We start from the raw sequence: 11,474 nt of genomic DNA on the forward strand, positions 1-11,474 counted from the left end.
CCCGAACGACGTCCACTACACTTACCGGCAGCACGTCAACGCGGCCTGAAATTAACCATCTCCAGTGTCCGAAATCCCCGCGGCAGATCAAACCAACGGGTGAACGTCAAGGTGAGATTCCAGCCGAAGGCTAAGAAAGCGTATAACCGCTGCCTCCAAGCAATCACTGACGAGGGTAAGTCCTCGGCGAACAAAAAGTGGCGAGAAATCTTCGGAACATCAGTGCCACTTGAGACCGTTGTCAAATCAGCACGCTCTTTCGACAACACCGAAGAGTTCGTCGAGCACAAGTACCCGATTGACATTCGATACACGCTCACGATCGACTGCACGGTCACCCAAAACGGCTGGCGTCCAGCATCTCTTCGAGAGTTGCTTCGGGCCAAGACTCTGCTGCTACCCAACAAGGGACTGGACTTTACCATCACTGGGTGCGATGTCCCGGGTCCGTATGACGTCCGTTGGAAGGTGCTCAACCAAGGCGACGAAGCCGAGCGTCGGAACAAGATTCGCGGGCAGATCGTCGAGCCCAACCGCGTGAACGGCAGACACGAAAGCACCTCGTTCCGCGGTAAGCACCTGGTCGAGTGCTATGCCATTCAGGACGGCATCGTAGTTGCACGGGACCGCATCGATGTGCCGATCAGCGCGACAGCCGGGAATGCGATCTAGCCGGCACCAATCGAATGTGAAGGCACTCGCGGCACCCGCCCGGCACCGTCGCTCACAGATGTTGAGTTCTGCTGTCGCGGACGACCCGGAACTCGCCGCCGAGATCTCGCACCAGTGCCGCATCCGCGTGGAGGAACAGGGCTGATGGATGCGTGGCGCGCGCCGGCCGGGGCAAAATTCGCGTTGGTCTTGCAACTCGGCCAGTCTAGTTCTGCACGGTCATCATTAGAAATCCTGGTCGGCGGGCGGACAAGGGCCCCCTGCCTCGGGATGGATCGGACAGACAGTCACGGGCAAGCCGAAGTTGTCTTCAGTATTCACGGACGTCGGGTCGCCGTTGCCGTCGATCGTTACTATGCTGGCTGTGCCACCGATGCTCGAAGCACCGACCAGGCGTCTGATTTCGTTGTAAGACTCTATCGCCGTTGCCAATTCAGACACGGTGATGTCAGGTCTATCGGTATCGATGCCCAGTTGGCAACTCCGCAGATCTTCTTCGTCCAGCCATCGCAATGTGGCGCTGTCGGCCGCCTCAGAATATGCGGTCCTGAGCAGGCCCCAAACTATGTCCGCAGTGGCGGCGACATCAACCAGTGGTTCGCTGTTCGCTGCGTCGACGCGCTGTTTAGTCGTGGAGACCACAGGTTTATCGAAGCGATGCCCCGATAACAGCTCTCCTTTCAACAGGAAGTCCTGATGGAGGGGCTGGCAGTCAGCAACGGGCTCGAACTTGTTTGAGATGGTCGCGTTGACAACCTCACCTGCGTTAGATCCGAATGGGACACACAGCCAAGACAGTTCAGCCTCACGAGTCGGCTTACAACGGCAGCCTGTCGGAAATTTCGAGGGAAATGTAGACACTGAAAGCCCGTCGCCGGGCGAGCACAAACACCCTCCCTCTCCCGACTCTATCCACGCGTACATTGGATCTATCTCGTCGCAGTTTCCGCAGTCGAAATTTTGTCCACACACATAGCAATATTCAGTAGGGAAGACACACTCAAGATGCCGTGAAGCACAGTCGCACTTCTGTTGCCTGTTGTACTCCCTGAGTTTGTCGATGATGTGCGCGATGAAACGCGCGGGAGTCGTAATACTCCCGCCAAATTGATCTACGATCCTCTCCTCGATTTTGCTGATCGGGTCGCCACCGATCCGGGCCCGGCCACTGGAGGCAGTGACGTAACCACCCTCCCCGATGTGATACCAACGGATCTTTTTGGCGATGTCCGTCTCGATGTGCTTCGGCAAGTTGGGCGAACACGTGCGGCCGTCGGATGCAATGACGTAGCCACTAGTTGCGCGGGCGAACAGGATCACGGTCATGCCTCTTATTAGACCGGACAACGCCGGACTCAGACGTCGAGATCGGTACCTCCTGCCAGGATTGACCTTAACGGTCTGGTCTACGTTGCCGCGACACCCGATCTCGACACCCGTCCCTTGGTCAACGGCCGAACCCGCCTCCGAACGTAGCAATGGAGGGTTACCGTCCGACGGTCTGAACATGGCCGTCTCCACTGCTGCACCCAGGGCAGGAGCAGTGGCAATACGACGAGTCTTGACATGCGGGGTTACCGGTAAACCACTGTGTATTGCATCAGATGAATCAGGGACCGGCCGCGCACCCTCTGTCGTATCTATCTCAACCCCATGTCCACCAAGGGGTTCCGTCAAGATCTGAGCCATCCTACCGTCTCAACCGACACTTCTCCAATCGACGGTGCGATACGTGATTTCACCACACCCGCCAAAAGCTAGGGCCACCGATGATGACAGCTACGGTGATTTCGGTGCCACACGCAACTCACGCCGATTCGACCCTGACGACGCCGTTGCCGTCGTCATCTATTGACCATACCCAGTCGTCCGTCTCAGCGGAGCACAGCCCAGGCGGGCCATTTCGTCAGCAATCGGCTTGCAGGCTCGGAGGGTGCAGCGTGCAATCTCGAAGATCATGGCAGCGGGCATTGTGCGACCACACCACGTTGCCCCGCCAGTCTCCATGTACTGGCGCAGTTCCTCTGCGTGCTTGTCGCGGTTCGGCTTTCCGTCGTTGTGCACACCGCCAAGGGAGTTGGCCGCGACTCGCAACATGCTCTCAACGGAGTAATCGAAGTCGTTCAGCACGAAGCCGACGTTGGCCTTGAGGAATTCTTGACGCGACAGCTCTACTACCTGGTCACCCGGATTACCGGTGTCGCTGAGTTGGCCGGTCATGAGATCAAAGCGCAGGGCGACGGCGGTATCCACACGCTTGATTTCTGGACGCGTCTCGTGGAGCTTCGCCCACGCTTCGTCCATCTGCTTCTTGAGCTCGGCCGGGATCGGAGTCGGTCCGGGTTTGACGACCCGGAACTTCGGCGCGAGGGATGTGGCGGCGCTCGCAGTGTCTAGAAGAGGCGGCCTATCCAGCAGTATTGGCCGCAGCAGAGCGGAAACCTTCAACAGGTCGTATTCGCTGGGATTGGTCCTCAGCTTCTGATCCATGTCGATGAGGGTGTGGACGAAGAGGTCTTCAACCTTCACTACCTAGTCTCCCTGATACTCCACCGAATGATCGACTTCAAGCGAAGAAGACCAGAATACTCCGAAGTTACACCCTTGTCATTTCTGGGCCTGCCTTGCCGCAACTACGCGGCTTCACGTCCGGTGGAGGTGTGCTTCGTTGTGGACCCAGGAGACTATGCAGCAATCGAATGTGCAGGGTTACCAGTACATTGATCAGGAGCCTTCCGACACATTTCATACCGGATGATTGTCCCGGCGCACGCCGCAGACGTTGGTGCTGCAGGCAACGATTCGAACACCACGGCGCCTGTGGAGCGATGACCGGCCGCCATGATGTCCCATCGTCCGTCTCCACCAATGCGTTCGCGGAGGCAGCTCAGGTTTTGCAGGACCACGTCGAAGTCCTGCTCGACCGGCGCCCGATCGAATTCTCGGCGTTCCGCAGCCCGGGTGATGACAGAGTGGCGACCGCCATCGTAGTCGGCGAAGACCTGCACCCGGCGTATCCTCTGCCGGATGTTCAGGTTGTCGAGGCGGTGCAGGGTGATGTCGCCGCACTGCTGATCTAACGTTCACTGCGTCGGCATGCGCCGGCAAACCCGAGCAGCAGCGTCGCGGCGTCGCGGCGTTCGAGGACGTCGGCCGCCCCAGCACCGGTTGCGAGCGGTCTCGATGAGGATCTTGATGTCTCGACCAATAGGGTGCTTGCCGGTCCGGTGCCGGTCTCCCGCGGTCGCGCATTGACGGGGACAGAGTCGGCGGTTCGTGCTGCAGCGAGCCCATCGGGCGAACCAAAGTGCCGGCGAGTCCACGCACGTCGGCCTACGTCCATCTGGATGCGCATGAGACAGTTGTGACAGCGTTGTGACACCGAGCGCCAAAGCAAACGAGCCTCGAGCCCCTGAACTGCGGAAATACAAATCCTAGCCCGTAGACTGGCGAACTCCGCGGATCTGAAATCCGCTGCCTCAGTGGTCCACTCAGATCCGTGGTTGGCCGCTGAAGTCCACGATACCACCCGAAAACCGCTGTCCTGGTCCAAGATTCTGGATCCATATGGACTTCCGTGCCCCCAGTCGGACTCGAACCGACACTGTGCGAATTTTAAGTCCCTGAGACTGGATTCACCCAAACTTCGGTGGACTCGATATTTGTTTATTTGCAACGGTTTTCGCACATACCCGTCCAGGCCAGTCCATGTCCGAACGTACCGACTTGTGACACTTGTCCGTGGCCATGAAAAAGTACCCACTGGTGGCCAGGTCGAGGTCCCCACTGGTGGCCAGGTCGAGGTCCCCACTGGTGGCCAACTAAAAGTCCCCACCCCGTGTTCGTCGTGTCGATCAGGAACTTCTGGCCCGAGCGGTGACGGTGAAGGTGCCAACCACACACCGCACCACCCGGGGAGTTCCATTGAAGTCTGCGAGGGACCGTATGGACATCATTTCCACCTACAACCAAGTCGGGTCGTACCGAGCAGCCGCCGAGCTGTGCGGCACCACCCACAAGACCGTCAGACGCACCGTGGAACGATTTGAAGCAGAACAAGCAGGCCACAGCCCTGCTGCCCGCGTCGAACGTGAACGCAACTACGACGCGGTCGCACAGTTGGTCACCGAACGCGTCGAGAAATCCCAAGGCCGGATCTCCGCGAAACGGATCCTGCCGATTGCCCGCACCGCCGGCTACAACGGGTCGGACCGCAACTTCCGCCGCCTGGTCGCCGAGGAGAAAGCGAAGTGGCGAGCCGAGCACCACCGCGGTCGCCGACCAGCAGTGTGGGCTCCGGGTGATTACCTGGTCATCGACTGGGCCGTCATCGGCGGTCTGCATCTGTTCGGCGCTGTCATGGCCTACTCGAGGTGGCGGTTCGTCGCGTTCGCCGCCGACGAGAAAGCAACCACCACAATGGGGTTGATCGCCGAAGCGCTCGCCGCGGTCGGCGGTGTCCCGGCGAAAGTACTCGCCGACCGAATGGCATGCCTCAAAGGCGGTGTCGTCGCGAACGTCGTCATCCCAACCCCCGAGTATGTTCGGTTCGCCACCCATTACGGGTTCGCACCGGACTTCTGCCACGCCAACGACCCGCAATCGAAAGGCGTCGTGGAAAACTCGTCGGCTACGCCCAACGCGACCTCGCCGTCCCGTTGTTCACCGAGGCAAGAATTGCGGGCGACACCGTCGATGTCCACGCTGCGAATGCGGCCGCGAAGATCTGGTGCGCAGAAGTCAACGCACGGGTGCATTCGGAAACCTGCGCGGTCCCCGACGAACGACTCGAATCGGAGCGAGAACTGCTGTCCACGTTGCCCTCTCTGCGGATGGAGATCGGGCCACCACCGGTCACCCGTAAGGTCGACCGCCTCTCGTGTGTCCGGTTCGCCTCGGCCCGCTACTCGGTTCCGGTGAAGTTCATCGGCCGCGCCGTGACGCTCACACAGGTCGACGGCCGGCTCGTGATCGTCGATCCCACCACCGGCGAGCTCCTGGCCGAGCATGATCTCGCACAGCCGGGAACAGCATCGGTCTTCGACGAGCACTACGACGGCGCCCGGCCCCTACCGAAGGAGCAGGTAGACCATATAAATGGAGATCGACTAGACAACCGGCGTACCAACCTACGTATTGCTACACACGGACAGAACTCGTTCAATGCAAAGCGCATAAGTACTTTTGGTTACACCGGAGTCAGTAGGAACCACGCCCGATTGTCAGCCGTGATTGCAGCCAAAACCGACAAGCTCTACATAGGAACATTCGACACACCTGATGAAGCTGCATGGATGCGCGACCAGTGGGCGATAGAACTTCACGGTGACTTCGCCCGTTTGAACTTTGAATACGTCGATTTACCAGATGCCGTAAAATTAGGGGTTCCGTCGCAACTCTTACGTAAGGTTCATCATGCCTAAACAATGGCTACCCCCGCAGATTAAACGGGTCGAACTATCGACGCGCACCAATGGTCGTCCGAACGTCCGCTATCAACTGACGTGCGATACCGGCGAAGTAAATGGTAAACGAAAACAGTTCAGGAAGCGCTATAAAAGCGAAGCTGATGCACGACAGAAGTTGTCGCAGATACAGGCCGCAATCGCGGCAGACGCCTACGTACATGTTGGTAGACTAACTGTCCGTGAAGCCTGCAATCAGTGGATCGACTCAAAGCACAATCTCAAGCCAACATCGATCAACGGGCACAAGTCGAAGCTATCCCCCGTGTGCGCTGTGCTCGGTGACATCGAAGTACAAAAACTGACTAAGGCTGACATAGACCGTCTGGTCAAACGCTTGCGGGCTGGCGAACAAGCCGGCTACAAGAAGTGGTCGCCACGATCGGTCAACTACATGTTGAGCATCTTCACGGCGGTAGTCGAGAGCCAACAAAGACAGGGTCATGTCGAGCGCAACGTCGCACGGCTAGTCGAACATCTACCTAGCGAAAAAGCAGAGATGAAAATCCTCAGCGAAGAGGACATGTTCAAGATCCTGGATCATCCCGGTAGAGATCGTCACCTATGGGCGCTTGCGCTGTACGGCTTACGTCGTGGTGAGATCGCGGCGCTTAGGTGGGAACACGTCAACTTTGAAACGAAGACTGTGAGGGTCACAGAGAACAGGGTCGTGTCAGGCCGTGTGATCACCACAGGCACACCAAAGTCGCGTCGAAGCAGACGAATCCTCCCTATGCCCGACGAGGTCTTAGACGCGCTCAGGGAAGCTCACGCGTTGCAACTACAGGAACGGTTCGCCAGCGCCTCGTATGCGGACAGTGACTACATCGCTTGTGACAGCGATGGGCGTCCCTATCACCCTAATCTGCTGACTTTCAGATGGCGAAAGCTGCTGCGTGAGTTGAGTATTGATCGGGTTCGCTTGCATGACGCGCGTCATTCGTGCGGCAGTCTCATGCACATGAGGAACGTACCCACCGTGGTGATCGCCGCCTGGTTGGGTCACTCGTCAGCCGCCTTCACTATGGCCACGTACATCCACAGCCAGGACGATGCTCTACTGGTTGCGTCAACGAGTTATCAGCGAGGTGTGACAATTCCTGTGACAACTTCAGTCGGTGACAACGTTCCGAAGGACAAATAACCCCTCTGACCTGGTGCCCCCAGTCGGACTCGAACCGACACTGTGCGGATTTTAAGTCCGCTGCCTCTGCCAATTGGGCTATAGGGGCCACCACTGGAGCTGGGCTCCGGCGGTGACGATCATATCGGTCTCCTACTGCCCAGGGATCACCGGCGGCACGAACTCGAAGGTCATGCCGAGCAGCCAGACGAGCAGCAGAACCACCGGGAAGTGGAAGATGAACTGCAGGAACGTGAATCCGATGAGATCACGGGCTCGCAGACCCAGCACCGCCAGCAGCGGAAGCATGAAGAACGGGTTGATCAGGTTCGGCAGAGCTTCGGCGACGTTGTAGATCTGGACGGTCCAGCCGAGGTTCATCTGCACATCCGTCGCCGACTGCATGACGTACGGCGCCTCGACGAGCCACTTGCCGCCGCCGGAAGGCACGAACAGCCCCAGAATCACGGTGTAGACGGCGATGACCACGGCGAATCCCCCGCCGCTGCTGATGTCGGTGAAGAAGTTCGCCAGATGCTCGGAGATCGTGACGCCTCCCCTACCTTCCGCCTTGGTCAGGATGGCGGCCATCGACGCATACAACGGAAACTGCACCAGAATGCCCGCGGTCGCCGGAACAGCCCTGGTGACCGCATCCAGGAATCGCCTCGGCGTTCCGTGCAGCACCAGACCCAGCATGAGGAACACCAGCAGGTAGCCGTTCAGGGAACTGACCACGGACAGCACCGACAACGTCAACAGTTGCGAGACAAGCCAACCCAGCGTCATCGCACCGACGAGCAGCGGCAGGATTCGGCTGTACTCCAACCATTCGCCTGGCCTCGTACGAGGAGCCGGCGCCTTGATGGTGTCGTCGAGATCGACCTCCATACTTTCCGCGGTCTTGATCGCTGCACCCTTGGGCGCCGACAGGTGCGCGATGACGACGGTGATCACGGTGATGATCAGGCACGTCACCAACGACTGCCACGTGAAGATGGTCTTGCCGAAATCGAGTACCCCGGTGACCGACAGCAAGGTCGGAGGCAACGACGCGGCAGTCGCCTGCAACTGCGCTGCGGACGAGGACATTCCGAGCGCCCACACCGCACCGAGACCCATGAACGCGGCCGCACCCAGCGCGCGGTAGTCGACCCGAAGATCGTCACGACGCGCAATCGCACGAGCAAGAAGACCACTGAAGACGAGGCTCAGTCCCCAGTTCAGAAACGACACCGAACACGACAGCAGCGCCACGAAACTCACGGCACTGCTGGGACTCTTGGGTATCAAAGCCAGGCGGGTGATCAGCCGAGCGACGGGCGGCGACGTCGCGACCACGTACCCGGTCAACACCACCATCGCCATCTGCAGCGTGAACGCCGTCAGATCCCAGAAGCCGTTGCCGAAGGCGTCCACCACGTTCTGCGGCGACGATCCGTTCGCGAACGCGGCGACCGCCACGACGATGACGCCTACCAGCGCGAAGATATAGGCGTCGGGAAACCACTTCTCGGTCGCTCGGGCCAGGGCTTGCGCAGCGCGCGCGAGTCCCTTTTCCGGTGGTGCCTGCGTATCACGTGTCGTCATCGGTGATCCTTACCTCGGCGAGAGTGCTGTGATGCCAGCCACAATCGTCAAGGCTTCACCGATAGACGCCGTGATGCAAGGCGCATCACCGCAGGCACGGCCTGCAGATCTGCAGGCCATTCGAATACGGCTACTTCACCGACAGGGCAATCCCGTCGAGAATGTCGTGCTCGCTGACCACCAGCGTGCTCACAGCACCGCGACGCTCGAACTCCTCTGCGAGCACACTGCACACGATCGATCCGCCACCGATGACGTCGACCCGTCCAGGATGCATGGGGCCCAACGCCGCTCGTTGTTCGCGCGTCATATGGACGAGCCTGTCGCAGACCTCGAACAGCTCACTGAACGGCACACGCGTCAGGTGCACTTTCTCGGCGTCGTACTCCTGCAGACCCGACGCGATCGCGGCAATCGTCGTCATGGTTCCGGCAACCCCGACCCAGCTCGACGCATCGCCGATCGGCACATCCTCGAACGCCTCGTACAGCTTTTCCCGCGCGTACGCTCTCGCTCCGGCGATCTCGTCGGCGGTGGGCGGATCACTGTGCAGGAATCGTTCGGTCAACCGGACGCAGCCGATGTTCGCCGAGAATGCGGCACGAACACCCTTCGCATCACCGAGCACCAGCTCGGTAGAACCGCCACCGAGGTCGACGACCACGAAAGGCGCACCAGCAGCATCGAGTTCGCCGACGGCACCCGCGAACGACAACCGTGCTTCCTCGTCGCCGGTGATGACCTCAGCCACCGAACCGGGCACGATGGGATCGAGGATGGCGCGCGTCATCGCGAAGAAATCCTCACGGTTCGACGCATCCCGCGTGGCGGACGTCGCGACCATCCGCAGCGCCGATGCACCACTCTCGCGGATCATGCCGGCGTATTCGTCGAGTGCCACGCGCGTGCGCTCGATCGCCTCGGGCGCAAAGGAACCCGTCGCATCCACACCCTGTCCGAGACGTACCACCCGCATCTCGCGAACGACGTCGGTGAGCACACCGTCCTTGATATCGGCGATCAACAGCCTGATCGAGTTGGTACCGCAATCGATGGCAGCTACCCGAGTCATGAAGTCTCTCCGCGTAGTTCAGCAATGGTGGGCCAGTCGGCCGGAATTGCAGTGCCGCGCAACGATGTTTCAGCGGCGAGCGCCACCGACTCGTCACCGAGCGGGTTGAGACCAGGTCCCTTGGCGAGTGAATGCGCGATGAGAACATGCAGGCACTTGACGCGATCAGGCATCCCGCCACCGGTGAAATCGGTGTCGAGGGACTCGATTTCGTTGCGTTCGGCGAGGTAGGACTCGTGGGCGCGGCGATAGCCGGCAGCCAACTCCGAATCGGTACCAAGACGCTCGGTCATCTCACGCATGACACCGGCGGATTCCTGACGGCTCGCCTCGGCCGTCAGCCGGGGATCCGTCAGATAGAACAGTGTCGGGAACGGAGTGCCGTCCGGCAGCTTGGGGGCGGTTTTCACGACGCCGGGGCGACCGTCCGGGGATCGATATGCAATCTCGAGCACGCCACGGGGTTCCCGTCCGAGCTGGGCCGCCACTGCATCGAGGTCTTCTTGCGAGACAGGCGAGCTCACCCGACCGGTCCTCCTTCTATTGCTGGCGCAGGAGCCGGAACGATGGCAGGCGGGGGTACCGCCTCCTCCGTAGCACTCTCCTGCGGTTGTACTGCTGATTCCCAGAGATCCCGATACCAGGGACCCTCTGACTTCTTGGCTGCTTCTATTTCCTCGTCTGTGGGCCCGACGTCTCCGGGGAGTTGCACCGTGTACGGCGTCTCACCTGGCATAACCCATCGCAGACGAGTACGCGCCTCGGCTGCGATGCGCGTCGGATCGTTGAGTTGGGTCTTCTCGAGTTCGAGAGCGGCGACCTCTTCTTGGAGGTCGTCATGCTCCGCGGCCACCTGTTCGAGCTCGGCACGCTGCGAGAAATACGTCCGCAGCGGCATCGCAAGCGTCAACGCCAGCGCGCACACCACGACAGCGAGGATGACCGCTCGTGCCGTCGACAGTCCGAAGAACGTCCGCTCGCCACCGCCCGAGGAGGCGCGAGCACTGACCCGCCGGGGCGCCGCGCGTCCAGCGACGACCGCGTCACGCGCCTGGTCCGACGGTTCGGGCGCCGGCTGACCGGAGCTGCGTTGGTCTCCCGACGCAGCTCCCGTCGACCGACTGCGAGATGACTTGCGGCCACGAGGCCCGGGATCACGTCCGTTCGGACTTGTCCCAGGTCGTCCTCGTCGTGCCGCCATGTCCCACCTTCACAGAAAGAGCTCGAAACTATCCCTCGTAATTGAACCGGGGGAAAGCCAGCTCGCCCGAGTAACGCGCCGCGTCACCGAGAGCTTCTTCGATTCTCAGCAACTGGTTGTACTTGGCGACGCGCTCGCTCCGAGCCGGGGCACCGGTCTTGATCTGTCCGCTGCCGACGGCAACTGCCAGGTCAGCGATGGTGGTGTCCTCGGTCTCGCCGGAACGGTGGCTCATCATCGTCTTGTAGCCGTTGCGATGCGCGAGCTCGACCGCGTCGAGGGTCTCGGTGAGCGTGCCGATCTGGTTGACCTTCACCAGCAGCGCATTGGCAGCACCCTTGACGATGCCGT

Annotated in this window: 9 protein-coding genes, 1 tRNA gene and 2 pseudogenes; 4 read left to right on the forward strand and 8 right to left on the reverse strand. The window is 60.4% G+C overall.

The features are described from left to right. Window positions 1-672, forward strand: a 672-nt coding sequence (locus A2J03_RS19545; protein WP_231912622.1) for a nucleotide-binding domain-containing protein, incomplete at its 5' end; no start/stop codon positions are given. A gap of 225 nt (window positions 673-897) precedes the next feature. Here A2J03_RS19545 and A2J03_RS19550 read toward each other — a convergent pair. After that, entirely contained in the window at window positions 898-1,998 is a 1,101-nt protein-coding gene (locus A2J03_RS19550; RefSeq protein WP_068377288.1) for a hypothetical protein, read from the reverse strand. Between the two features lie 522 nt (window positions 1,999-2,520). Beyond that, window positions 2,521-3,201 carry a hypothetical protein gene (locus tag A2J03_RS19555; protein WP_068377290.1) on the reverse strand — a complete coding sequence of 227 codons (681 nt, stop codon included), beginning with the start codon at window positions 3,199-3,201 and terminating at the stop codon, window positions 2,521-2,523. 299 nt (window positions 3,202-3,500) lie between these two features. Here A2J03_RS19555 and A2J03_RS19560 point away from each other — a divergent pair, with 299 nt between their 5' ends. From A2J03_RS19560 to A2J03_RS19580, 3 genes and pseudogenes are all read left to right on the forward strand, one after another. After that, on the forward strand, window positions 3,501-3,752 hold the full coding sequence (locus A2J03_RS19560; protein WP_068377292.1) for a hypothetical protein: 252 nt from the start codon (window positions 3,501-3,503) through the stop codon (window positions 3,750-3,752). Between the two features lie 844 nt (window positions 3,753-4,596). Further along, a pseudogene (gene istA / locus A2J03_RS19570) lies at window positions 4,597-5,834 on the forward strand (IS21 family transposase); the annotation flags it as partial. Between the two features lie 253 nt (window positions 5,835-6,087). Continuing rightward, a complete protein-coding gene (locus A2J03_RS19580; protein WP_068377303.1) occupies window positions 6,088-7,281 on the forward strand; it encodes a site-specific integrase in 1,194 nt (397 codons plus the stop codon). 11 nt (window positions 7,282-7,292) lie between these two features. Here A2J03_RS19580 and A2J03_RS19585 read toward each other — a convergent pair. The 6 genes and pseudogenes from A2J03_RS19585 to eno form a co-directional block, all read right to left on the reverse strand. Continuing rightward, window positions 7,293-7,369, reverse strand: a tRNA-Leu gene (locus A2J03_RS19585). Between the two features lie 44 nt (window positions 7,370-7,413). Further along, window positions 7,414-8,850 (reverse strand): short-chain fatty acid transporter, encoded by a 1,437-nt coding sequence (locus A2J03_RS19590; protein ID WP_068377305.1) that lies wholly within the window; start codon window positions 8,848-8,850, stop codon window positions 7,414-7,416. Between the two features lie 130 nt (window positions 8,851-8,980). Further along, window positions 8,981-9,922, reverse strand: a complete 942-nt coding sequence (locus A2J03_RS19595; protein ID WP_068377306.1) for a Ppx/GppA phosphatase family protein — start codon at window positions 9,920-9,922, stop codon at window positions 8,981-8,983. Continuing rightward, window positions 9,919-10,446, reverse strand: a complete 528-nt coding sequence (locus tag A2J03_RS19600) for a DUF501 domain-containing protein (protein WP_068377307.1) — start codon at window positions 10,444-10,446, stop codon at window positions 9,919-9,921. Before A2J03_RS19600 ends, A2J03_RS19595 begins: the two co-directional genes overlap by 4 nt. Then, entirely contained in the window at window positions 10,443-11,123 is a 681-nt protein-coding gene (locus A2J03_RS19605) for an FtsB family cell division protein (protein ID WP_068377310.1), read from the reverse strand. The genes A2J03_RS19600 and A2J03_RS19605 overlap by 4 nt, the downstream gene beginning before the upstream one ends. A 28-nt stretch (window positions 11,124-11,151) precedes the next feature. Continuing rightward, window positions 11,152-11,474, reverse strand: a pseudogene (eno, locus tag A2J03_RS19610) (phosphopyruvate hydratase); the annotation flags it as partial.

This window comes from Rhodococcus sp. EPR-157 (genome assembly GCF_001647195.1).
Taxonomy (GTDB): domain Bacteria; phylum Actinomycetota; class Actinomycetes; order Mycobacteriales; family Mycobacteriaceae; genus Rhodococcoides.